General features: G+C 55.9%; 18 protein-coding genes and 1 tRNA gene. 8 read left to right on the top strand and 11 right to left on the bottom strand.

From position 1 onward, the window contains the following. Nucleotides 1–101 precede the first annotated feature (101 nt). Genes Q6A51_RS26685 through Q6A51_RS26695 form a run of 3 tightly spaced genes read right to left on the bottom strand, consistent with a single transcriptional unit; the run spans nucleotide 102 to nucleotide 3,051 of the window. Nucleotides 102–1,082, bottom strand: coding sequence for a lysylphosphatidylglycerol synthase domain-containing protein (locus tag Q6A51_RS26685; protein ID WP_201020494.1), 981 nt, complete (start codon nucleotides 1,080–1,082; stop codon nucleotides 102–104). After that, complete coding sequence (gene clsB, locus Q6A51_RS26690; protein ID WP_304576113.1) at nucleotides 1,079–2,341, bottom strand: cardiolipin synthase ClsB; 1,263 nt, start codon at nucleotides 2,339–2,341, stop codon at nucleotides 1,079–1,081. Before clsB ends, Q6A51_RS26685 begins: the two co-directional genes overlap by 4 nt. Further along, nucleotides 2,338–3,051, bottom strand: a complete 714-nt coding sequence (locus Q6A51_RS26695; protein WP_081741922.1) for an endonuclease/exonuclease/phosphatase family protein — start codon at nucleotides 3,049–3,051, stop codon at nucleotides 2,338–2,340. Before Q6A51_RS26695 ends, clsB begins: the two co-directional genes overlap by 4 nt. A gap of 328 nt (nucleotides 3,052–3,379) precedes the next feature. Between Q6A51_RS26695 and Q6A51_RS26700 the strand changes: the two genes are divergently transcribed. Next, the gene (locus Q6A51_RS26700) at nucleotides 3,380–3,919 is read left to right on the top strand and encodes a cytochrome b (RefSeq protein ID WP_304576114.1); all 540 of its coding nucleotides are present in this window, start codon (nucleotides 3,380–3,382) and stop codon (nucleotides 3,917–3,919) included. A gap of 77 nt (nucleotides 3,920–3,996) precedes the next feature. Here Q6A51_RS26700 and Q6A51_RS26705 read toward each other — a convergent pair whose 3' ends face one another. The 3 genes from Q6A51_RS26705 to Q6A51_RS26715 all read right to left on the bottom strand — a co-directional run bounded on the left by Q6A51_RS26705 (nucleotide 3,997) and on the right by Q6A51_RS26715 (nucleotide 8,258). Continuing rightward, nucleotides 3,997–5,010 (bottom strand): PstS family phosphate ABC transporter substrate-binding protein, encoded by a 1,014-nt coding sequence (locus Q6A51_RS26705; RefSeq protein ID WP_304576115.1) that lies wholly within the window; start codon nucleotides 5,008–5,010, stop codon nucleotides 3,997–3,999. Further along, nucleotides 5,007–5,990, bottom strand: a complete 984-nt coding sequence (locus Q6A51_RS26710) for a PstS family phosphate ABC transporter substrate-binding protein (RefSeq protein ID WP_405046191.1) — start codon at nucleotides 5,988–5,990, stop codon at nucleotides 5,007–5,009. The genes Q6A51_RS26705 and Q6A51_RS26710 overlap by 4 nt, the downstream gene beginning before the upstream one ends. Before the next feature lie 135 nt (nucleotides 5,991–6,125). Further along, nucleotides 6,126–8,258, bottom strand: coding sequence for a TonB-dependent siderophore receptor (locus Q6A51_RS26715; protein WP_304576125.1), 2,133 nt, complete (start codon nucleotides 8,256–8,258; stop codon nucleotides 6,126–6,128). Nucleotides 8,259–8,539: 281 nt separating this feature from the next. On the opposite strand from Q6A51_RS26715, the gene Q6A51_RS26720 reads away from it, so the two are divergent. Both Q6A51_RS26720 and Q6A51_RS26725 read left to right on the top strand, forming a co-directional pair. Then, nucleotides 8,540–10,714, top strand: coding sequence for an outer membrane assembly lipoprotein YfiO (locus Q6A51_RS26720; RefSeq protein WP_304576117.1), 2,175 nt, complete (start codon nucleotides 8,540–8,542; stop codon nucleotides 10,712–10,714). 6 nt (nucleotides 10,715–10,720) lie between these two features. After that, a complete protein-coding gene (locus tag Q6A51_RS26725; protein ID WP_025259395.1) occupies nucleotides 10,721–11,434 on the top strand; it encodes a DUF3142 domain-containing protein in 714 nt (237 codons plus the stop codon). Between the two features lie 2 nt (nucleotides 11,435–11,436). On the opposite strand, the gene Q6A51_RS26730 is transcribed toward Q6A51_RS26725, so the two are convergent. Further along, nucleotides 11,437–11,994, bottom strand: a complete 558-nt coding sequence (locus Q6A51_RS26730) for a cysteine hydrolase family protein (RefSeq protein ID WP_304576118.1) — start codon at nucleotides 11,992–11,994, stop codon at nucleotides 11,437–11,439. 116 nt (nucleotides 11,995–12,110) lie between these two features. Here Q6A51_RS26730 and Q6A51_RS26735 point away from each other — a divergent pair, with 116 nt between their 5' ends. The 3 genes from Q6A51_RS26735 to Q6A51_RS26745 all read left to right on the top strand — a co-directional run bounded on the left by Q6A51_RS26735 (nucleotide 12,111) and on the right by Q6A51_RS26745 (nucleotide 13,581). Then, the gene (locus Q6A51_RS26735) at nucleotides 12,111–12,860 is read left to right on the top strand and encodes a 3-oxoacyl-ACP reductase family protein (RefSeq protein WP_025259394.1); all 750 of its coding nucleotides are present in this window, start codon (nucleotides 12,111–12,113) and stop codon (nucleotides 12,858–12,860) included. Nucleotides 12,861–13,036: 176 nt separating this feature from the next. Next, nucleotides 13,037–13,126 (top strand) — tRNA-Ser (locus Q6A51_RS26740). Nucleotides 13,127–13,212: 86 nt separating this feature from the next. After that, nucleotides 13,213–13,581, top strand: a complete 369-nt coding sequence (locus Q6A51_RS26745) for a c-type cytochrome (RefSeq protein WP_025259393.1) — start codon at nucleotides 13,213–13,215, stop codon at nucleotides 13,579–13,581. Between the two features lie 92 nt (nucleotides 13,582–13,673). Here Q6A51_RS26745 and Q6A51_RS26750 read toward each other — a convergent pair whose 3' ends face one another. Beyond that, entirely contained in the window at nucleotides 13,674–13,838 is a 165-nt protein-coding gene (locus Q6A51_RS26750) for a DUF6021 family protein (protein WP_304576119.1), read from the bottom strand. A 140-nt stretch (nucleotides 13,839–13,978) separates the two neighbouring features. Between Q6A51_RS26750 and Q6A51_RS26755 the strand changes: the two genes are divergently transcribed. Continuing rightward, nucleotides 13,979–14,383: a DUF4124 domain-containing protein gene (locus Q6A51_RS26755; RefSeq protein ID WP_304576120.1), complete on the top strand. Its 405-nt coding sequence runs from the start codon at nucleotides 13,979–13,981 to the stop codon at nucleotides 14,381–14,383. Between the two features lie 154 nt (nucleotides 14,384–14,537). Here the strand turns inward: Q6A51_RS26755 and Q6A51_RS26760 are convergent, their stop codons facing one another. After that, on the bottom strand, nucleotides 14,538–15,101 hold the full coding sequence (locus Q6A51_RS26760; protein WP_304576121.1) for a hypothetical protein: 564 nt from the start codon (nucleotides 15,099–15,101) through the stop codon (nucleotides 14,538–14,540). Between the two features lie 923 nt (nucleotides 15,102–16,024). Between Q6A51_RS26760 and Q6A51_RS26765 the strand changes: the two genes are divergently transcribed. Then, a complete protein-coding gene (locus Q6A51_RS26765; protein ID WP_304576122.1) occupies nucleotides 16,025–16,579 on the top strand; it encodes an RNA 2'-phosphotransferase in 555 nt (184 codons plus the stop codon). Here the strand turns inward: Q6A51_RS26765 and Q6A51_RS26770 are convergent. Then, entirely contained in the window at nucleotides 16,576–16,989 is a 414-nt protein-coding gene (locus tag Q6A51_RS26770; RefSeq protein ID WP_304576123.1) for a hypothetical protein, read from the bottom strand. The two genes, Q6A51_RS26765 and Q6A51_RS26770, sit on opposite strands and share 4 nt — an antisense overlap. Then, complete coding sequence (locus Q6A51_RS26775; protein WP_304576124.1) at nucleotides 16,989–22,979, bottom strand: DUF637 domain-containing protein; 5,991 nt, start codon at nucleotides 22,977–22,979, stop codon at nucleotides 16,989–16,991. The genes Q6A51_RS26770 and Q6A51_RS26775 overlap by 1 nt, the downstream gene beginning before the upstream one ends. Nucleotides 22,980–23,068: the final 89 nt, after the last annotated feature.

The raw sequence follows: 23,068 nt of genomic DNA on the forward strand, positions 1-23,068 counted from the left end.
CCAAAAAAACACGGGGGGGGGGGGGGGGCGGGGCGGGATTGAAGAGCGGGGGGGGCGCCCCCCCCCCCCCCCCCCCCTCCCACGCCATGACATGTGTGCCTTCACATCCGCGCTTGATTCTTTGCGCTGAGCTTCTTGGCCTTTTTCTCCAGCACCCCATAGACCAGCAACGCAATCAGCAAGGGCAACAGGAAGTAAATGGCCCGGTAGCCGATCAGACCGGCCAGCAGGCTGCCCTTGGAGAATTCCTGGGCCAGTAAAGTGATGAACACGGTTTCCAGCACCCCGAGCCCTGCCGGAATGTGCGTGATGACGCCAGCAATGCTGCTGATCAGCAGCACACCCAGAATCGCCGGATAGAACGCATTGTCCGGTAGCAAGGTGTAAATCACCATCGCCATCAACGACCAGTTCAATGCTCCGAGACAGGCTTGCATCAAGGCCTGCCGGAGTGAAGGCAGGACGATTTCCTGGCCACGCAGGTTCCAGGAACGCCGCCTGGAAAAGCGGCACGCCAGCAGATAGGCAAAGCACAGCACCAGCAAGCCCACACCGATCAACTGCAAGGAAACCGTGCCAACCTCCCAGGCCTTGGGCAGTTTCGGAAACCCCATCGAGAACACGAACCCCGCCAGCAGCATATAACCCAGCCAGTTGGTAATCAGGCTGAAGCTCAGAATCCGGGTAATGGTCGGCACATCCAGCCCAAGACGCGAGTAAAGGCGATAGCGCAGGGCAATTCCGCCGACCCAGGAACTCAGGTTGAGGTTGAAGGCATAGCAGACGAAGGTCACCGGGACGACCTGCTGGATCGACAGTTTATGGCCCGTGTAATAACGCGCCAGAATGTCGAACCCGCAATACGTCAGGTAACTGGCCAGCGCCACCAGTACCGCAATACTCAGGGTGCTGGCCTTGTAGGATTGCAAGGCATGGCTGACTTCCTGCCAGTCGAGGTTCTTGACCAGCATGAACAACAACACCGGCACCGCAATGAAGAAAAACAGATTCAAGCCACGCTTGGCCCACTTCCATCGGGTTCCGTGACTGCTGCTCGATGATGCATGGGCGACCTGTGTCATGACGATTGCTCCCTGTCCGGCAAATCCTGGCTGACCTGCTGCTCGATGACCCGCGCCTCTGGCATTACATCCCCAGCCCTCAAGGGCTTGAGGCGCACGCCATGGACGGGGAACAACCCGGCGATGGCCGGAAAGTGCCGCAGAAAGTGAAAACACAGAAAAATCATTGGCGCACGCCACCACTGGCCACGTGCCGCACCCTTGAGGTTGATCTGGGTGCTGTGCTCGGCAGCCAGATCGCGCAGATGCTCATGCAGATGTTGATTGAGGGCCGGGTCACGAATGAACAGATTGGCTTCCAGATTCAGCGCCAGGCTCAAGGGGTCCAGATTACTGGAGCCGATGGTGGACCATTCGCGGTCGATCAGCGCGACCTTGCCATGCAGCGCCCGCTGTTTGTATTCATGGATCACGACGCCATCGCGCAGCAGATAGGTGTAAGTCAGCCGTGAACAGACGCGCACGAACGGCATGTCCGGTTGCCCTTGCAGAATCAGCGTGACCTTTACCCCGCGCCGCGATGCATTGCGCAGCTCTCGCAGAAAGCGATAGCTGGGGAAAAAGTAGGCATTGGCAATGGTGATTCGCTGGGTCGCACTCCGAATGGCCTTGAGGTATTGCTCCTCGATATCGGTGGTGTGATTGCTGTTGTCACGTTCGGCCAGCAGCATCCGCGCACTGCCAGCGTATTTCAGCTTCAGGGAAATGGGTTTCAAGGTGGCACGGACCACCGGGTTGAGCATGTGCAGCGCGCTGCGATGGATATCGGCGAGAATCGGGCCACGCACCAATACGGCGTAGTCCTGTTTGGCCGTAAGCCCTGTGTCGGTCATGTGGTCGACGCTGTAGTTGATGCCACCGATGAACCCCAGTTCACCGTCGATCACCACCACCTTGCGGTGCAGGCGCCGGAACAGATTGGTACGCATGCCCATGAAGCGCGGACGCGGGTCGAACAACTGGATCTGGATGCCGGCATCGATCATGGTTTTGACGAATTCGGAACTCAAATCCGAAGTGCCGTAGTCGTCCACCGTGACCACCACCCGCGCACCATTGCCCGCGGCTTCGATCAAGGCCTGCTGCAAGCCCTTGCCGATACGGTCCTCGAAAATGATGAACGTCTCGACCAGCACTTCCTTGCGAGCCGCACGGATACACTCGAAAACACGGGAAAAGAAATCCTCCCCGTTGATCAGCAACTCGACACAATTACCGTCGCGCCACTGCCCTCGCTGCTCCCTGGCATCGTTGTTCATAAGGTCACCTCCACCGCCAAGGGTGCATGATCGGAAAGATGGGACCACGGCCGGTTGGACAGCACTTTGGGCCTGTGGCTCGTCGCGTTGCGTACATAAATCCGATCCAGCCTCAACAGCGGCCAGCGGGCTGGAAAGCTCTTGGCCGGCGCTCCAAAACGCTCGACAAAGACTTCATGCAGCCCTGTGCCTTCAAGCAACGCATCGGCACGCAAGCGCCAATCGTTGAAATCGCCGGCAACGATCACCGGCACACCGGCCGGCAGGCGCTCCATCAACTCGGCCAAAAGCTTGAGCTGTTGCCGCCGATGGCTCTCGAACAGCCCCAGATGCACACAGACCGCATGAACCTGCCCGTAATGCGGGACTTCAAGAATGCAGTGCAGCAACCCGCGCTCTTCAGTACCGTGAATGGAGATATCTAGGTTTTCGTGCTGAACGATGGGGTATTTGGACAGCAACGCATTACCGTGATGCCCTTCCGGGTACACCGCGTTGCGCCCGTAGGCAAAGTCCTTCCACATGCTGTCGGCAAGAAACTCGTACTGCGAAATCGTCGGCCAGTCCTTGATGCGCCGGGCATGACTGTTGTGTTCGCCATGGACTTCCTGCAGGAACACGATATCGGCGGACACAGTGCGCACCGCCTCACGCAGCTCCGGCAGAATGAAACGGCGGTTGAAGATGCCGAAACCCATATGCATGTTCATGGTCAGCACATTCAATGAAATGTTCGCTGATACCGGCGTTATGTTGCCCAAGGGGGGACTGGGACTGGCACTGGTCAAGGCTCGCTCCTTCACGACATTCAAGTCATATGAAGCCGGACGAATGCACAGGTTCCGTCGTTTGTCGAACAGGCAGCCGCAGATTCAACTATCTGCCAAAGACGCAATCGAACATGGACCTCTCCCATGCTTTCAAGGCATGAGGTTTACTTAATGCACAACTAGCCGAAACAGTGTCTGAAGCAGGCTTTCTGAAACCGCCTAAGCTATTCAAGATCAGCCTTGAGACAACATGACAAGGATACCGGCAGTGGATTCACCGTCTTCTGAAAGCTATACCTACCGGGCCAAATGGCTGCATTGGGCCATGGCCGTCCTGATCGTGCTGGCTTATGCCTTGATTCTCAGCCGTACCCAGTTCGGTAAGGGATCGGAATACCGAGTATTCGTCGTCCAGAGCCATTTCTGGGTTGGCATCGCGATATTGGCCCTGGCATTCTTTCGCGTTGCAGAACGCCGTCGCCATCGACCACCGGGTATTATCCCGCCGCTTGAAGGCGTGCTGCGCCTCGCGGCAACCGTGTCGCACTACGCCCTGTATGCATTCCTGTTCGCCCAGCCTGTGCTCGGCCTGCTGACGGTCGTGGTTGAAAAAGGCGCGTTGCCGATCCCGCTGACAGATGTGCAGATCCCCTGGCCATTCCCTACTTCGGGCCGTGTAGCCGAGCAGTTCGAGGACCTGCACAAGTTGCTGGCCTCGATCTTTTATTACGTGATCGGACTGCATGCGACAGCTGCGATCTGGCATCACTTCGTGCGCAAGGACAATACGCTGAAGCGGATGGTGTAAATTCGCGAATGAATTCGCTCCTACAGCGCGTAGGAACGAATTCATTCGCGAAAGGCAATATGACGCCCGATTAACGCCTACAGACTTTCCAGCTTCTTGCGTTCGCGCTGAAGATCCGCGGCACTCAACGGCACATAACCTTCTTCACTTTCCCGCTGCTCACGCACCCGTTGCTGGCCTTCGTCCGAAAGAGCCAGGCGCAGGTACTCCTTGATGAAAGGCGGCAGTTTCTGGCCTGGACGCTGATCGACATACAGATGCAGATAAGCCGATAGCGGATAGCTGCCTGTCGCCACGTCGTCATAGGCCGGAGTCTTGAACACTTCTCCCGGCTTGCGGGCCAAAGGCAGTATCCGCACGTTTGTGGATGTCTTGCTGGCATCGACCCAACCACTCAGGCCAATCCCGTAAGGATCATTGGCAACGGCCGCAATGACATCTTCGCGGCTGGCAAGCGCCTCGTATTTGGCACTGAACGGCAAACCACCGAGCTTGTCGATCCGCAAATTGGTAGCAAAACCGCCGTCATCCCGCAGGCCGTAGACATGGATGCGCCGAGGTGCCCACTGTTTATCCGTGAGCCCCAGTTGCCCCCAGGTATTGAGATCGCCCTCTGGCTGCCCGGCCGTGATGATCTGCGCCACTTGTGTGAGGTTCAGGCCCGGCAACGGATTCCTGGTGTTGACGTAGATGGCCGGTGGCGTCTTGTGCGGGGCACGTGGGCCGAAACCGGAATAGCCGATGCGGATGTCCAGCGGCGCGTAGCCCTTGACCTGTTTGAAACCGTTCAAATCGCCCAACCAGACTTCGCGGGACATCGGCGCAATGGCCGTGGCATCGGCGGTCAGCGCAGGCATGCCCACGGACGATCCCTTGGCCGTCACGGCAAAGCGGAACCCCGGATGCTTGCTGACAAACAGCGCATTGAGATTTTCGATCAGGTCCTGCATGCCGTCGTTGCCGATAATGGCAATCGCCCCCTCACGAGTCAGATAAGGCGCATCGGTGGGTGGCGTCAGGGTTTGAGCATGAGCAGTGAGGGTCAGGAGCAGCCCTGCAACGGCAAGCGTGGATTTGAATGCAAAAGTCATAGCGGCGCGACCTCATCCAGCTTGGCCAGCTCTGCGCGAGCATCCTTGGCGGCCAGCGGTAAATAGCCCTTGGGTTGACTGGCAATCAGGGTCTGGCCTTGGCGCGACAGTACAAACCTCAGGTACTCACGCGCTACAGGATCAATGGCCTTGCCGGGCTCACGGCGTACATAGAAATACAGATAGCGACCATACGGATAGCTGCCGTCAGTCACTTCAGCCGCTGTACCCGTAGTAATGGCACCGGTCTTGGGGTTGATGATGCCCAACTGCTTGATCTGATCATTTTCCAGGCCGATGGCCGCAATGCCGATACCGGCTGGATCAGCGGCAAGGCGCTCCAGAATCAATTCAGTCTTGCCATAGGCTTCGTAGCCGGGCGTCAACGGCAAACCGTCAAGGTGATCTTTCTGCATATAGGTACCAAAACCAGTGAACTCGGGCGTGCCATAGGGATGAATAGCGCGGTCTGCCCAGACACCTTTTAGCCCCAGTTGTCCCCAGCGCGAAAAGTCGCCCTTGGGGTTGCCGATGCTGAGCATGCGATTGATCTGCTCAGTGCTCAGAGCATTCAGCGGGTTGCTGCGATGGACATAAGCCGCCAGCGAAGTTGCCAGATGACGAGAGGTGTCATCGCTGGTGTACGCGACGCGAATCTCAAGCGGCGCTGCACCGACGATCTTGCGATAGGCGCTGGTTTCCAGCGGGTTGATCGCTCGGCCCATGGCACCAAACAACGTGACGTCGTGGGTCAGCAGCGGCACGGCACTGGTGGTGCCCTTGGACTCGATCCTGAATCGCCACTGCGAATGCGACTCGACCAGCGCAGCGTTGAAGCGCTTGACGATGAACTCCACATGTTCGGCACCCGCGATGCGCAGAGCGCCGTCCGCGGCAACGAAACGTGCATTGGCGTCGGGCTGTGCAGCCTGAGGCTGGTAGTCGGGCAATGCCGGATCGACAGCGGCATGAGCGCTCATCGCGGCCAGCAGGCCGAGCGTCAAAGACAGGCCTCGGTATAAAGAGCAATGTTGATGGGTAAATAACATGGCAAGTCCTTTCATGACGCCTTCTGCAGGCTCATTCATTGCCCGCAGAAAGCGTGCGTTTTCAGGTCAGAAATCCAGCTTGGCCTTGGCAATCAGTTGACGCGGTTCGCCAATGACGATGGCCGGTGAACCAAGACCGCTGCTGGACACGTAATAGTGTTCGTCGAACATGTTTTTCAGGTTCAGTTGCAGGGTCAGGTCACGGTCATCAAGCTTCATTTTGTAACTGACGAAGGCGTCGGCCACTTTCGAGGACGGCAGGTAATACTCGGTACCGGTGCCATTGTTCACGCCCCAGCGGCTGGCATAACGCGCACCGGCACCGGCACGCAGATCACCAATCCCCACCTGGCCGAAATCACGGGTCAGGTACAGCGCAGCGGTGTGTTTGGAAACGCCATCGATGGGCTGGCCCTTGAGGATCGGGTCTTCAAGCACTTCGGTGTCGGTGTAGGCATAGCTGCCGGTCACACTCCAGTTCTCGTTGATCTGGCCGGTGATATCCGCCTCAAGCCCACGGGAACGGACTTTGCCGGAAACCCGTGTACAGGTTTCGGTACCGCAGGCTTCGCTGGTCTGCACGTTTTTCTTGTCGATGTTGAACAGTGCAACGGTGGCCGTTATGAAGTCGTTCTGGAACTTGGTACCGAACTCGTACGCCTTGCCTTCCTCCGGCGGCAACTCACCAATAGGGGTGGCAATTGAGGTATTGGGCCGGAAGGACTCGGTATAACTGGTGTACAGCGACCAGTCCGGTTCGATCATGTAGACCAGACCGAGCCTTGGCACGACCTTGCTGTCCTTGACATCGGCACCGACGATAAAAGGGCGCCCCTTGCCGGTGATTTCCTTGAAAGCGTCGTAGCGCAGGCCACCTTGCAGAATCCATTTATCGCTCAGATGAATCGAGTCCTGAACGAAGAAAGCATGAGTCTGTAAATGATCGCTCTGATCGCTGTTGGCGGCACTGACGGTACTGGGCAGCGGCGCATTGCCATAAACCGGCGCGTTGTAGTTGAAATCAGCGCGCTGAGTATTGCGGATCAGGTCACCCAGATCGCGCTCGTTTTTCATGTAGTCGGCACCGATCAACACTTCATGCAAAGTGTCGCCCCAATACAGCTTGCCCAAGGTATTGACGGTGGCAGTGTGGGCAAACTGGACGGCATCACGGGTTGCATCGCCACGACGGGTCACGACACCCGTGGTGTAGTTGGCCGACATGTAGCGCGACTGGTAGTCGTTGTAAAAGTTGCGGCTGTAGCCATACCCGGTGCGCAGGGTCCAGGTGTCGTTGAAGCGATGCTCCATGCGCAGGTCCAGCGCGTCGGAGCGACCCGTGGTGACGTTGAATGGCTCATCCAGACGGCGCGTGCGCGGGATGTCCAGCACCTTGCCGGTCTGCGGGTTGATCTGCGTACCGCGATCGAATGGCACCGAGTATTCCATGTGCTCGTAAGCAATCGAAACCGTGGTGTCATCGCCATACCAGGCCAGCGACGGCGCGACCACCGTCTGGTCGATGCTGCCAAAATTGCGCCAGTAATCGTAGTTCTGATCGTCAACGATCAGGCGATACGCCAGGCCGTTGTCACCCAGCGGGCCGGTCAGGTCGATCTGCTGACCACCACCGCCAAAGCTGGTGCCGAAAACGGAGATGGAATGGGCTGCGGTCAGTTGCGGCTTTTTGGTCACGACGTTGATGATGCCGCCAGGGTCCTGCACGCCATACAGCATCGAGGCCGGGCCTTTGAGCACTTCGATGCGCTCGGTGGTCGGGGTGAAGTTACGTGCCTGCACCGATTGCATGCCGTCGCGCATGATCGAGTTGTCACGGTTGGTGCCAAAGCCGCGCTTCTGAATCGCATCCTGAGTGCCGCCAAGCGTGTTGCCCTGCTTGACGCCACTCACCGCATTGATCGCTTCGTCCAGGCTGGTTGGCGCACGGTCTTCAATCACCCGATTGGTCACCACGTTCACTGACTGCGGCGTTTCAACCAGGCTCGCGTCGCTGCGAGTGGCCACCGAAGCCCGGCGGGCCTGATAGCTGGTGGCGCTGTGTTCGACATTCTCGGTTTCCGAGGGCTCTGAAATGGCGTCGATATTGACCGCATTGAGCTGCAACTCTTCAGCTGCAAAGACAGAAGGCACACCGCTCAATGCACAGAGCACGACAGCCGCCGAGCACACCCCGAACATCGAAACCGGACGCTGACGGAACGGGAAAGCGGCCTGTTTCAGGGACAGATCAGCATTTGAAGTGGGCACACAAAAACCGGCTTGATGCTTTGTCATGGGTAAAACGGAGCTCCCGAGTCGTGGTGGCGTTCGTCTTGAAACGAATCTGATTCTCACTAACACGTTCGCCGAATGGATCTACCTCACCTGATTTTTGAAGTTTTTGCTTTCAGCTTCGATTCCGGCAATAAAGCCGCGGGTATGATTGCCACAGTTCAAATCCATGGATCAAGGACACCCCCATGCGCACCCGGCTGTTGACTGCTCTGGCCCTTGCTGTCGGCTCTGTTTTTTGCACTCAGGCTCAAGCCAGCGGCGATGATTCCTGCTACCCGAACTGGACAATCCTCAAGGAGCGTCTGGATATCTGCAGCAATCTGGCTTTCCTCAGCCCCGGTAACGACAGTCAGGTCAATCTGCGCTTGCTACTGGCCGATCAGGGTGCGTTGGCGCTGCAACCCCATGCACTGAACAGCGACGATCTGGCGCAGGGTTATGGCCCGGTGCCCTTCCCTCTTTATCGTCTGGGAACGATCACGGTCCGGGACGAGGCTGACTCCCCGGAGCAGCCTGTCAGCGCAGCCTTGATTCCATTGCTGGAAAAACTGGGTATCAAGCACGAAGTTACCGAAACCGCTGGTGATGCGTTCCTGCAAGGAGAAGGCAGCCGCTGCCGCAGCAATGCGCAAACCAGCGCTACGGCCTTTATCGAGCAGTTGGTCGCCAGCCCGGCGTTGAACGACAGCGAACGCCGATCGCTGGCCAATGCCCGCCTGCAATTGCTGACAGTGTGCGGCTGGGACGCCAGCCAGCAGGTCAGCAAGATCCCCGCAGATCTACCGTCCTCGACCGGCAAGGCATTCGCCACGTATCTGCGAGCCGCCAGCGATTTTTACAGCGGCCGTTTTGCCGAGGCATCGACAGGCTTTGCGGCCCTTGCCGAAAGCCCGCAGCCCTGGCTCAAGCAGACCGCGCTGTACATGAGCGCACGCACAGCGTTGAACGATGCCCAGCAAAACGCTTTCAATGAATATGGCGAACGCTCTGCCGAGCAACTGGACAAGGCTGCGCTGCAACGGGCCGAAAGCGGCTTCGAGCGGTATTTGCAAGCCTATCCTCAAGGCGAATACGCCGCTTCGGCTCAAGGCTTGCTGAGGCGCGTTCACTGGCTGGCCAATGACTCCGACAAACTCGCCAGGGATTTCGCCCTGCAATTGACCCAAACCAGCGATGCGCAGCGCAACGTCTCTCTGGATGAACTGGTGAGCGAGGTGGATACCAAGCTGTTGACGGTCAACCGGCAGGCGGTGCAAACGCCTTTGCTGATGGCCATCAATGACCTGATGTGGATGCGGGAAAAGTCGACCCCGAAACTGACCGAAGCAGACCTGCAAGCGCAGAAACCGATCTTTGCCGAACAGCCTGCCCTGTATGAGTACTTGCAGGCTGCATTTGCCTTCTATGTCGAAGATAACCCGGCAAAAGCCCTGACACTGCTGCCGAGCGAACCACCGGCCACGCTCGACTACCTGAGCTTTAGCCAGCAGATGCTGCGCGGCCTGGCACTGCAAGCCCGCCAGGACTGGAAAGCCGCACAGGCCTTGTGGGAGCACCTGCTGCCGCTGGCCAAACAGCCGCTGCAACGCGAACAACTGGAACTGGCTCTGGCCATGAGTTACGAGCGAGACGAGCAATTATCCCGAGTCTTCGCAGCGGACTCTTCGATCCAGTCGCAACAGGTACGTTACACCCTGCTCAGACATGTAGCCGATGCCGATCTACTGCGCCAACAGACCACCCAGGGCCCGGACGCCACCGAGCGCAATACCGCGCTGTTCGTCCTGCTTTACAAGGACCTGTTGCGCAATCGCTACGCCGACTTTGCCGAGGACTTCAAGCGATTGCCTGCCACGCTTCCCGACGAAAAACTGGGTTACAGCCTGGGTTATGTGTATGAAAAGGGACCCGAACTTGCCCTCTTCCACTGGCAAGGCGACAAGGCCCAGTCCGGCTACACCTGCCCGGGCATCGCCCAGACAGCCGCCGTCTTGCAGGCTGACAACAAGAGCCCGCAAGGCCTGAACTGCCTGGGCGAGTTCATGCTGCGCAACCAGCTGGACAGCATGCCGCTGGACCAGAAGCGTCACGCCGACAGCCTGGGCGGTACCGCGCCGGGGTTTGCCGGTGAGGCCTTCTCCCGACTCGAAGGCTACAAGCAGGTCATCGCCAACCCCAAGGCACCACGCGACGACAAAGCCTACGCGCTGTTTCGTGCCATCAACTGCTATGCGCCCTCGGGCTATAACAGTTGTAACGGCAAGGATGTAGAACCCGCTGTACGCAAGGCCTGGTTCAAGCAATTGAAAGGCGAATTCGCCGATACCCGCTGGAGCAAATCGCTGCAGTACTACTGGTAAATCGCGATGCGTTTATGGCGTTTTCTGACGCTGCTCTGGCTGCTTGGCCCGCTGCATGCCTGGGCAGCGGTGGATGCCTCGGATTACGACGCCTTCTGGCTATGGGGCGGCGTGACCTCGCAGCCAGTACTGGCAAAAGCAAAGACGCTGTACGTGCTGCAAGGCCAGATCAGCACCTCACGCCGCGACCCGCAACAGCGGGTCAACTTCATCGCACAGGGAATGGCCGTAACCCGACTGCCTCAGGAACAGCTCTGGGTGGTATATCGCGCCCATACCCTGCGCTGGCCAGAGCCGGTCTATCGCCAGTTGCTTGGCCAGGTCGAACGCTGGAGACAGGCAGGCAATACCCTGGTCGGCATCCAGATCGATTTCGATGCCCGCACCCGCTACCTGAATGAATACGTCGACTTTCTGCGCGACCTGCGCCGCCGTCTGCCACCCGAATACCGCCTGAGCATCACCGGCCTGATGGACTGGAGCAGCAACGCCGACGCCCGCTTCATCGGCGACCTCAAAGGCGTGATCGACGAAGTGGTAGTGCAAACCTATCAGGGCCGCCACAGCATCCCCGACTACGCCGCCTACCTGCCACGCCTGAACCGCCTCGGCCTGCCGTTCAAGATCGGCCTGATTCAGGGCGGCGAATGGCAAGCGCCGGGGTATCTGCAAGACAACGAGTGGTTCAGGGGGTATGTGGTTTTCTTGCAGAATCGCTAGGCTTACAGGCCTTGCAGGACCTCTGCCGCGGCAAGCACGGTTGCATACTCCTCGTGCAGATTGCCAAGCGACATGGCATGCACCTCTTCGGCACTGCGCGGCGCTCCGAAAAAGTCCTTCCCGTCAAAGGTGAAGCAGGCGTCATGCACCACGATCACCTCAAACCCCAGGTTACCGCCGGTTCGGGCCGTGGACTCCACCGAGTTGTTGGTCACGACTCCCACAATGATCACTTGTGAAATCGAGGCCTCGCGCAACCAGGTTTCCAGCAGCGTCCCGCAAAACGCATCAGGTACCTGCTTGCTTAACTCGCGCTCCCCGGCTTGCGGTACAAACGCTGGCTGGTAATCCACACCGGACTGCTCTGGCCAGAACACTGACTCGGGTGAGCGGGAAAAATGCCTGACATGAATGACTGGCCGCCCGCTCTGTCGCCACGCCTGCAATAACTTCGCTATCTGCGCTTCAGCCTGCGGGTTATTGCGACGCCCCAGTTTCGGATGATTGATGCCCTGCTGCATGTCGATCAGCACCAAAGCGCTGTTGGTATTGATATCCATAAAGTGAAGTCCTTCTGGTCAGAGCAGCTCAGCAGTATGCATGACGACTGTGCAGGCCTCTACTACGCTGAAACCTCCACCCTATCTTCCACGTTGCACAGGATCAGGAGAACATCATGACTCAGCATGCAAGCCTCGCCGGTAAAGTCGCACTCGTTCAGGGCGGCTCACGCGGTATCGGTGCCGCTATCGTCAGACGCCTGGCCAAGGAAGGCGCGGCCGTTGCCTTCACTTACGTCAATTCCGAGATCAATGCACTCGACTTGCAGGACAGCATCGGCGCCAACGGCGGCAAGGCACTGGCCATTCGTGCCGACAGCGCCGATGCCACCGCCATTCGCCACGCCGTAGAGACCACTGCCGAAACCTTTGGAGGCCTGGATATTCTGGTCAACAATGCAGGTGTGCTGGCCGTCGGCCCGCTGGATGAGTTCAGCCTGGAAGACTTCGACAGAATCCTGGCCATCAACGTGCGCGGCGTGTTCATTGCCACTCAGGAGGCGGCCCGCCATATGAGTGAAGGTGGCCGCATCATCAATATCGGCAGCACCAATGCCGACCGCATGCCTTTCGCTGGCGGTGCGCCTTATGCCATGAGCAAGTCTGCACTGGTGGGCCTGACCAAAGGCCTGGCCCGTGATCTCGGCCCGCAGGGCATTACCGTCAATAACGTACAGCCAGGCCCGGTGGATACCGACATGAACCCGGCCCATGGCGAATTCGCTGAAAGCCTCATGGGTTTCATGGCCATCCCGCGTTATGGCAAAAGTGAAGAAATCGCCAGTTTCGTCGCCTACCTTGCTGGCCCGGAGACGGGCTATATCACCGGTGCCAGCCTGACCATCGACGGCGGCTTCAGCGCCTGACCCGGCCCGTAACACATCCACCTCATCGTCCCCTCGCCAGGCAAGGAAGCCGGGGATGAACCTGAAAGCTGCACTTTTTGCTTAACCGCATGAAAATTCTGAAAAAAAGTTTGCGTTCAGAAAACGTTTCGACTACATTAGCGCGCCTCGACAGACACAACAGTCTGAAGAGATACGGTGAAGTGTCCGAGTGGCTTAAGGAGCACGCCTGGAAAGTGTGTATACAAGAAATTGTATCGAGAGTTCGAATCTCTCCTTCACCGCCAAATTAGAAAAACGCGAAGCCCCTGAATTCACAGAATCTCAGGGGCTTCGTGGTTTTCGGCATTTGAAAAATGCTCATGGGATTCACATGACAAAAACCGCGCTATTGATACTGGCCTTGCTGGTCCAGACAACCGCCCAGGCTGCTGGCGATGCAGAAGCAGGCAAGGCGGTCTTTACCCGACTCTGCTCCGGCTGCCACAAGATCGGCCCCTCGGCCCGCAGCGCATTCGGCCCGCCTCTCAACGGCATCATCGATCGCCAGGCCGCACAATACCCAGACTACAAGTACACCCCCGAGATGCAGGCTTCCGGCATCATCTGGACCCGCGAAAAGCTCAGCGCCTTCATCAAGGACCCCAGCGAAATGGTTCCCGGCACCCGCATGAAACTCTGGTGGATGGGTAACGATCAGCGCATGGAAGACCTGCTGGAGTATCTGGAAGCAAATAAGTAGCCCGCTTTTTGTGGGAGGCAGCTTGCTGGCGATGCCATGGAACAGCCGCCTCCCATCGACCTGCTTCACTGCCTAAAAGGGCGTGATTGACCTTACTTTTCCGGATTGTAAGGCGGGTAATCATCCTTGGTTCCTTTCTCTTTGGCCGGCGTCTTCGCAGGCTTCACAGGGTCCATTTGCGGATCCTCGGCATCGGGAGATTCCGTGTTGAAATCCGGGTCGTCTGAGTTTCCAGCCTTCGATTTATCGCCTGTCATTGCGTACCTCCAGTCAGATCGGTTTGAGTCTGATACCTGCACGTCAGAAAACCTCAAACCACAAGAGTGCGACACAACAGACCAGCGGTAGCCTCAACCCTGGGCAAATGCTAGCCTTGCGCCTTCAACGGAGAGACTTCATGAAATGGCCTTCACTGGCGCTGGCAGCCGCAGCGCTGAGCTTCAACGGCACCGCCCACAGCGAAATCTTCAAATGCACCTCACCTGAAGGCCATGTGAGCTTCGCATCCATCCCGTGCGCTGAAAGCGACGCCAGCACCTCAGTACAAAGACAAGGCCCGCCCAAGATGCTGCGCCAGGGCGAACCCGTGGACCATGCCCACAAGGTCAACCTCAAAGCCACCGAATTTCTGAAAGTCAGCGGGCGGGCGAAGGTTACTGTCTACGAGACGGAAAGTTACAAGCAATACCAGCGAGACAGACCACCGCCACCGACTGCGGTATCGCAGTGCAAGAGCCCGCTTTATAACAGCCAGTGTTTTGATCCGTCGGGTGGGTATTCGTCGAAGAAGGTAGGGAAATAGGATGTATGCAGTAAGTGAGCAGAAGTCCAATCCGTGGGAGGGGCCTTGGCCGCGACAATCTGCTCAGACGCTGAAAATCTGTTGCCTGGATTAAGCTTTCGCGAATAAATTTGCTCCAACCCCGGTAGGAGCGAATTCATTCGCGAAAGGGACGTTACCGTTTCACCTGAGGAATGATGAGCGGCACATACACAGGCCCGACAGGCGCTGGCGGCTTTACTGCGCCGCCATTCTCGACCACTTTCACACCCTTGCTTTTGATCGTCTCGAACAGACGCACCGTGGCATCGCCATCAATATAACCACCCTCATCAATCATGGCGCTCAAGGCAAGCTGGCGTCGCTCCTCAGTCAACTGCACCTGCTTGTTCTTGAGAAACGAATACAGCGACACCGTCCTGAGTGCAGCCAGATCGACACGGGCAATTTCCGTGTACTTCAACTGCTTGGCATCCCAGCCCTGAACGTAAAGCCCGGTAGCGGTCAGGGCGTAGGTGCAGAAGTAATATGGGCCAGTGGTGGAGCCGGGCGTGGAGACGATGACCGAACAACGTCCGTGCTGGGTGATCGGAGTGTTCAGGTCTGGGACGTCTTTGACGATTTGGGAAGGGAATTGTGCTCGGTCATAGTAGATGGTGGCTTTGTCGTAGGAGGTGGTGTTGCAGGCTGACAGGAGGGTTGCCAGGCACAAGGGAAGTAAGAGTTTTAGGGTATGCATGGGGGAGAGCCTTAAAAAGAGGAAATATAAAATCGCCATTTTATGAATATAAGAAAACCCGATTAGGAAATCATGGACACATTAGATAATATCCCTTCAAAAAATTTTACGCCACCATTACACAAAGAGCCTTCGACAACACTATTACCTTCAATATAGAGCCTAAATATTTTTAACAACCGGAAAAAGGCTGTCCTCCACCGCCCAGCATCACTCTATCAAAATTTTTCATCTGCGCCAGTTCGTAAGGAGACCTCTACCTTCCTACACGAGCCATACTAAAATTTTGGCTTACTCAGACTTAACGGAAACTGACTGTCGCTTTTTTTCTCAACAACTAATCTTCGACAATTACTTCTACAGCCTGCCCTTTGACCACTACTCTTCCCCCAATCCCCTATCAATTCATAGCCATCATCACATCCAACAAAACTTTCTATGTTCCCATAATCAAACTCACCCGAAGCATCTGCATATACCATAAACCTCCGCTCAACCCATTCGAGGGAGTCCACATTTAGAAAATGCAGCGAGACTTTTATGTAACAATACATCTCCCCTTCTTGTGGCCTCTTATATTTCGGATGATTTTCAGTAAGAACAGCTTCCAACTCAAAAGCTAACCCACCCTCTCTCTCGCTTCTAGGTAAATATTTGAAAGCGAGGGAATTTCAAAGTAGTTCACATTCATCCTCACAGATCAAGGTCAATTGGCGTATGTTATCCTGACTTTTATCATATCGCCCAGATTCGGCTATACCTGCAGCAATCACATCATACCTAAGGCCTCCTTGCTGACCATATTTTCAGCCTATTGAGGGCTGACAGAGCGGTCACTTATTGCCATCCAGATGAAAGTGGCGCAATCTACCATGAGTTCAAGATTAACATAAGCCAAAATGCAAAAATCAGGATCACAAAGTATGGATATCAAACGACTCAACGAGACCAGTAAATTTCTTAGCTACATTCTCAGGCATGAACCACAAGCTATTGGCTTACAGCTCGACAGCGAAGGCTGGGCAGATATCGAGACATTAATCGCCGGCGCAGCTAACGACGGCAAGACCTTGAATTTTTCCCTTATTGAAACAGTTGTCAACAGCAGTGATAAGAAACGTTTCAGCATCTCGGATGATGGACAACGTATTCGTGCAGTACAAGGTCATTCAACAGCCAGCGTGAGTCTTCAACACATAGAAAAGAAACCGCCGGAGTTTCTCTATCATGGAACCGCTACACGTTTTCTAGAATCGATTATGCAACAAGGACTGATTGCAGGATCACGCCACCATGTGCACCTGTCGCAAGAGATAGCAACGGCGACGTCTGTGGGGAAGCGTTATGGGGTACCGGTGGTACTGAAAATTGAAGCCCTGCGGATGTACCAACAGGGACTTAAATTTTTTCAAGCTGAGAATGCCGTGTGGTTAACGGAGCACGTCCCTATACTTTTTATATGCCAAGAAAAAACTTAACTTTCAAAGCGCTCAGCCTTGTAGCGGGACGATTCCTCTATAGCAGCAATAAGCCAATCAGAAAATCCAGAATAAGAGATATTGTCCCACGGACTTAAACTCGGCCTAGAGTAATCATAAATAAGCACACTAAAACCACCAACCTTATTTCTTTCAAAACAAGCTAGAACAACCCAACCATCGTTATACAGCCCTGATTCATCCTGAATAATTGCAAATGGAACCAAACCTCGCCCCGGAAATTTCAAGAGCATCGAACTATAATAAAAAAGAGACCTCCCCATATCGTTCGACAAAAACCCCCAAGGCTCAACATCTAAAGCATCACCAGCCAAAATAAAATTTAAATATTCCTCAGGAAACTCAAACCCATCAGGTAAAATTGGCAAATCATACAAAAAATTTTTCATTATTTACCGCTCCCCAAAATACGTGGTGGCTCTATAGAACCGTAAGGATTAGAGTTAGAAAATCCTCCTGACTGCTTACTTATACGACCAGTAATAGCCTCTCCCCAAGTACTAAAACGCTGCCAGCCTCTAGCCTCTTGAATAGCTGGGGTCAATGGCTCATCGAAATCACGAACGCGAGCCTTAACATCAATCTGTGCCTCTCTGGCTGCAGCAATTCTAGTATTATCCATGCTAGTCAGCTTACCATCAGGCATTTTAATAACGTCAACTGGATCCCCATTCCAACCACTAGCCCGCATGCCTTTCACTAAGTCTTCGTATGTGTAATTTTCACCAGTTCCTCGGTCGACTTTATTAAATGAAACACTATTTTGCGAAAACCGAATATCATCAGCTGAATGTAGTGTGAGGCTACCTATTTCAACCCATGCCTCTTTCGCCTCAGTAGCAAGCAGCCTGTCTACCACTCCCCCTAGCTTACTTCCCACCTTGGCTAAAGCGAGCTCAGCAGCCACTTTAGCAGCAGCAATCCCGTAGTCAAGAACAGGGTTCACCTCACCTGGGTAGGCTTTGATGTCAAAAGAATTGATGACGTTGGAGCCCTGCGCTCCGCTATAAGGTGCAAAAATCTGACCAGCCGCTTCCAACCCCTCCATAGCTGAGTAAGTGCCACCGCCTAGCGAAATAGCCGGAACCGCACAGCCAAGCACAGAAATACAAAGCGGGGCAGAGAGCGCGGCCCCCACGTATCCACCGACAGCTCCCACAGCGCCGCCAGCAGTTGCAACCACATTACCTAAACGCTCAACTCCCTCTTCATTCCTCAGCGCAAAATCGTTAACTGCATCCCAGTCGGAATATTTATCAAACATACCAGTGGCAAAAAGCTGATCAATTTCATTTTTATAACCAGCTCCGGCCACTTCGAGCTGTTTAAGTGCCTGGTAGTTTGGATCGTCGGTCGGCACTGACGCACTGCAATGAACTACAGCACAAGCAGCAGCGTTCAAACGCTCTGTATTCTCCGGATTCTTCTCGCGTAGAGCAGTCAGCGCGGCGCTTTCTTTACTATGCAACTGCCTGTTGTATTGGTCCGCCATCCCGGAGACCCAAGCGGCTTGTTCGACATCGCCTCCAGCCAGACCCGCTGCGGTCAGACCAACGATTTTTGATGCCGCTTCACGAAACTCAGGGAGATCTTTGAATGCATCATTCAATACACCAGCCATTGCCTGACTGGCACCGGCTGCAACAGCTCCGGTCGCAAAATCACCACCGGTCGCTGAAGAAATTGCGCCTCCCATCAAGGCATGCAATGCGGTGCGCCCCATGCCGCCTTCAGCCCAGAGCGCCATTCCTTGTGCATCACTTTCGGAAAGTGCTTTAGCGTAATGTCCGTTAGCTATGCTTCCCACCTGATAGAAACCAACCGCTGCGGCTACGTTTCCAGCCTGAGAAACAAGAGCCTTGGCCAGGTTATCGCCTAAGCTTCCGCCATTAATAGCTGTATTGATTGCCCCCGAAGCCAGCCCTTGCGCACCGGCATTAACCGCAAAACCACCGATGCCGTTAAGTGTCGACAGGTCAAATCCTTTGGTAAGGCTATCGAATGGTTTGGCAGTGCCCCCCAAGTTAGGGTCAATGACTCCAGCGGTGAATCCAGCTGTCAGCCCAGCAACAACAGCGCTCTTCAAACCATCACTACTGAATGTGTCCTTTAACGCCGCCCCCAGATTGCCTTTGTTATTGATGGTGCTGACGGCAGCTGTACTGGCCATTGAAGTAAGGGCTGCCGTAGCGATCACATTGCCAAGACCTGCGGAAGTTGTTGCCGTTGCGGCTGCCATTGTGGATCCAGCCCCAACAAAACTCCCGGCAGATGCTGCCAGCGTACTTGCTGCACCAGCAGTCAACACGGTCACAATGATCATGATCGCCAACATTGCGCCCTGACCCAGACTGGAATTGCTGTACTTGAAGGAGTCATGCAACTCCTTCACTTGCCGCCAATCCACATCACCGCGTTTCTCGGCTTCTTTAAGCCAGGCCAGTTGCGGGTCAGCCTGGACCATGGCATCGATGGTCTGGCTGACGGTTTGCTGGTCAACCTGTTTGATATCGATCTTCAGACCTTCAACAGCACGAATCGCAAGCTCACCTTTGGCCACCATTTCTGTCTGGCGAAGGGTTTCATCAGTGCGCCCTTTACCTTTCATGGAGGTCCAAGCCAGGCTGCTACTGCTCTTGGTATGGCTCTCCTGATGCAGGTCCTTCACCCCCTCAAAGGTGATGCCACCACCACTGTCAATGCTCAGGTCATTGCCGCTGGTAAGCTTGGCAACCTGATACAACTGATCGCCACCGCTCTCCAGGGCCAGGTCGCCGCCTGATGTGATTTCGCTGCCGACATTGCGGATGTCGGTTACTTCATCCCGCTTGGTTTTCTTTTTCCCCCAGCTACCTTTGCTCTTCTTGTCGTAGAGGTAGTAGTCACTGTCCTGTGCGGCCAGGATGCTGAGGTTTTCGCCTGCCGAGAGGTTGGCGTTTTCGCCTGCGGTGATGCGGCTGGAGATGACGGCCAGGTCCTGGCCTGCGTTCAGGGCAATGCTGCCACCGGCATTCAGGTCGGCGGAGACCTGTTTGACGTGGTCGGTCTGGACGGTGAGTTTCTTGCTTCTGGACAGGGAGTGAGTTTCGTCTGCCGCCGAGCTGATGGTCATGTTCTCGGTCGCGGCCATGGCTATGTCGCGCTTGGCGTCGATGTCGCTGGCTACAACATTGATATCGCGCCCCGACAGGGCCATGAGGTCACGACCGACACTGACGCTGGAGACCAGCTGAGTGATGCTGGACCGGGTGTTGTTCGAGCTGAGCGTTCGTGCTTTTTCAGTTTGTGCTGCGCCGATATTCATGTCACGACCGGCAATCAGGCTGAGGTCGCGACCGGCCTGCAGGGTGCTGCCGATATTTATTACATCGCGACCGGCCTTCACAACAAGATCGTTTGCGGACTCGATACGGGCGACACCCTCAACAAAGTCTTGAACTCCCCCCGCACTGCGCTGATCGCGAATGACGGTACGCTCGTTGACAACATCGCCACGGGTAGCGCTCAGCGTCACATCGCGGCCATACAGGATGCCGCCAGCCTTGTTGATCAGGTCGTTACCCGCCAGCAGGTCAAGACGATTGCCCGCTTCGATCAGGCCGGCATTGACCAAATTAGTGCCCGTCATTGCCGACAAATTATTGGTGGCGTGCAATGTCCCGACGTTATCGAGTTCCTCACCCGCAATCAACGTGACATCGTTGCCTGCAATCAAAGCACCGGTCGGGCCAAGGCGGTTGTTGGCCTGGGCCAGGTACAGCACGGGCACCAGGACTTTTTCGCCATTCACCTCATGCTCTTCGAGCCACACGATGTCGTGAGTCAGGGCGGCCACTTGTTTTGAACTCAATGACACGCCCACAGCCAGGTTCAGTTGCTCCTTGCTGGCGATGGCGTTGTTCATCAGATATTTGAACTGGTCTTCGTTGGAGGTCTGCCCCGCCAGGAACGCCTGACCGGTACGGGCCACAACGGCTTGCTGGACGAGGCGTTGCTCGTACAGGCCATCACCGAGACGTCTCGCACTGGCTTCCGGGTCGTAACCCAGATTGGCCAGCAGGTAGTCCGAACTCATGAACTGGCGCAACTCAGTCAGGACCGGATTGGTTTCGATGAGGTATTTATGTGGATTCGGCGGCGCGGTGTTACCGGGCAAGGCCTGAACACGGGCGACTTGGGGGGTGGCGTTGCTCGAAGTGCCATTGGATTGAACGCCTAGCACAACCGTTGGCGTAGGGGGGCCGTTCTGGGCCGTGCTGTTAGTGGAAACCACAGAGGTGATAAGGGGAACGGCTGTCACCACGTCCTGACCGGGCAAGGGAGCGCTGCCGTTCTGGCCCTGAACCTGGGTCACGTCGGCAACCTGCGTCAGGCCTGTGTTCCCGGCGCTATGGCCGATAAGCTGCAGACGGGTCGCTGAATCGACCGGAGCACTGGAATCGAAGGCGGAAGCGTTGGCGCTCAACCCCGAGTTCTGACGGACCACATCGGCCAGTTGGCGAGTCGCAGTCGAAACCTGCCCGGCTGTCCCGAACTGAAGGGTTCTGGCCTGGGTATCGGAAACGGTCTGCTCGCGTTGGGCGACCGACACGCTAGCACTGCCGAGTGTCCAGTTTTGGGGCGCAGTGCTGGTTTGAGCCGCAGCGACGTTACTGCCGGTCTGGACGCTCAGGCGGAACAAACCGTTCTGACCAGTGGGCAGACTGAAGCCTGGCAGGGTGAGTGGGTTGACTTGTTGCTGGGACAGATCGGGGGGCAGTTGGGCGTTGACGCGAATGATCGCTGTGCCTGTACCGGAGGGGCTGGTGCCTTGAACTTTACTGGTGCCGCCACCGGCTACGTAATCCTGGCGAATGACACTATTTTGCAAATTTTGTGTGGCGGTGATAGAGACATTACCGCCTGACTGGATGACAGCGCTTCGGCCGCTGCTACCGCCATCCAAAATTTCCTCTACATCACTGAGCAGTTCTAAGCGCGTGATTGATTCAGGCACCTCGACAAGGTTATTTCGGTCATACAACGACACGGCCAAGTCGCCATTAGGCGTCCCAGTATAGAAGGGCACAGGCATACTACCTACATACTGAGATGTCACCGCATCTTCTACATCAAACTCATACGGCCTATTAAACATACCAACATAATAAGCAACAACCACCCCCAACCTAAACTCACCAATTTCATTCATATAGTAAATATTAGGAAAGTCAGGGTTATTGCGTTGATTATAATACCTTGCATCTGAGAATCGCCATCTATCTTCCATAGCGTAAATACGTGTACGCATTACAGAACCGCCAACCGACCCGACATTCCTTACATTATCAGCGTTAATGACAACATCACCCACCGCGCTTATTGTACTTTTACTATTTAAAAAATCGCCCCCAACAAAGGTAAAACCTTTTCCGGACACCAAAACAGAAGAAGCTGTAACATCAGTATCCTGCCCCCCTTCAAAGTACTCCCTAACAACGTAATCAACTACATTCCCCGTATAACAGTCGTAACATTTAATTCCTATAATCCCCTTCACCAAAGTCCGACCCGCAGTAGAAACCTGCGTGCTATCCGAACCTTCAGTGCGGTTTTCAAAAGCCGTAGCGCTGATCGCAAAGTTACCGCCACTCTCCATCGAGCCCGATATATTCGAGACCTGATTGGCCCGCTCAACGCCATACCCTTTAATGGTCAAGTTATTCAGCGCATAAAAGTCGCCCTTCAGGTTCGTCAAACTCCCCACATTGGCCTGCATGTCCCCGCCGCTGAAGATCAGCCCCTGGCTATTAAGCAGGCTTGCAGTATTGAAGGTGAGGTTTTGCGTCGCGCCCAAGGTGCCGTAGTTGGTCACACTCCCGCCATTGATGATCAAATCAGCCGCCGACGTCAGTCGCCCGTAGCTGCTGGCCAGACCGCTGATATTGAGTTCGGTCCGTGCGCCGCCCATAAGGCTCGCCGTACTGGTCAGTGCCAACTGGCTGGCGGTGAGGCCCAGGGTGCCCAGACTGCTCGTACGCCCATTCCCCGCATACCCCCCGCTCAGGTTCAGACTCAGCGTCCCGTCACTGGCAATCACCCCCTCATTCGTCCAGGTCCCGCCCGTGCCCACAAACGCGCTCGAGGCCAGCAACTGGCCGCTGGCGGTCTGGTTAAAGGTGCCGACGTTGACGGTCAGGCGACCCGCCTGGATCACGCTGCTGTTGGTCCAGTTGTCTGCCGTGACGGTCAGGCCGCCGCGGGTGACGAGGTTGCCGCCGGCCTGGGTGAGGTTGGCGGTGGAGATGTCGAAGGTGCCGGCACCGGCGTGCAGCAGGTTGCCGTTGGTGTTGAGGAAGCTTGCGGCGTTGAGGATCAGGTTGCTGTTGGCGACTTCCACGGTGCCGTTGCGGTTGTCGAATTGGGTGCCGATCTGGAAGTCGGCGGCGTCAGTGGTGCCGAGTGAGCGTATCTGGCCGGTCTGGTTGT

Origin of the sequence: Pseudomonas serbiensis (genome assembly GCF_030580745.1) — a bacterium.
GTDB classification, from domain to species: domain Bacteria; phylum Pseudomonadota; class Gammaproteobacteria; order Pseudomonadales; family Pseudomonadaceae; genus Aquipseudomonas; species Aquipseudomonas serbiensis.

Bases quoted from the DNA above. Each gene is read 5' to 3' on its own strand.
- Q6A51_RS26685 (WP_201020494.1), bottom strand. From the start codon at position 1,082: ATGACACAGGTCGCCCATGCATCATCGAGCAGCAGTCACGGAACCCGA.
- clsB (WP_304576113.1), bottom strand. From the start codon at position 2,341: ATGAACAACGATGCCAGGGAGCAGCGAGGGCAGTGGCGCGACGGTAAT.
- Q6A51_RS26695 (WP_081741922.1), bottom strand. From the start codon at position 3,051: ATGAACATGCATATGGGTTTCGGCATCTTCAACCGCCGTTTCATTCTG.
- Q6A51_RS26705 (WP_304576115.1), bottom strand. From the start codon at position 5,010: ATGACTTTTGCATTCAAATCCACGCTTGCCGTTGCAGGGCTGCTCCTG.
- Q6A51_RS26710 (WP_405046191.1), bottom strand. From the start codon at position 5,990: ATGAGCGCTCATGCCGCTGTCGATCCGGCATTGCCCGACTACCAGCCT.
- Q6A51_RS26715 (WP_304576125.1), bottom strand. From the start codon at position 8,258: ATGTTCGGGGTGTGCTCGGCGGCTGTCGTGCTCTGTGCATTGAGCGGT.
- Q6A51_RS26720 (WP_304576117.1), top strand. From the start codon at position 8,540: ATGCGCACCCGGCTGTTGACTGCTCTGGCCCTTGCTGTCGGCTCTGTT.
- Q6A51_RS26725 (WP_025259395.1), top strand. From the start codon at position 10,721: ATGCGTTTATGGCGTTTTCTGACGCTGCTCTGGCTGCTTGGCCCGCTG.
- Q6A51_RS26730 (WP_304576118.1), bottom strand. From the start codon at position 11,994: ATGGATATCAATACCAACAGCGCTTTGGTGCTGATCGACATGCAGCAG.
- Q6A51_RS26735 (WP_025259394.1), top strand. From the start codon at position 12,111: ATGACTCAGCATGCAAGCCTCGCCGGTAAAGTCGCACTCGTTCAGGGC.
- Q6A51_RS26745 (WP_025259393.1), top strand. From the start codon at position 13,213: ATGACAAAAACCGCGCTATTGATACTGGCCTTGCTGGTCCAGACAACC.
- Q6A51_RS26750 (WP_304576119.1), bottom strand. From the start codon at position 13,838: ATGACAGGCGATAAATCGAAGGCTGGAAACTCAGACGACCCGGATTTC.
- Q6A51_RS26755 (WP_304576120.1), top strand. From the start codon at position 13,979: ATGAAATGGCCTTCACTGGCGCTGGCAGCCGCAGCGCTGAGCTTCAAC.
- Q6A51_RS26760 (WP_304576121.1), bottom strand. From the start codon at position 15,101: ATGCATACCCTAAAACTCTTACTTCCCTTGTGCCTGGCAACCCTCCTG.
- Q6A51_RS26765 (WP_304576122.1), top strand. From the start codon at position 16,025: ATGGATATCAAACGACTCAACGAGACCAGTAAATTTCTTAGCTACATT.
- Q6A51_RS26770 (WP_304576123.1), bottom strand. From the start codon at position 16,989: ATGAAAAATTTTTTGTATGATTTGCCAATTTTACCTGATGGGTTTGAG.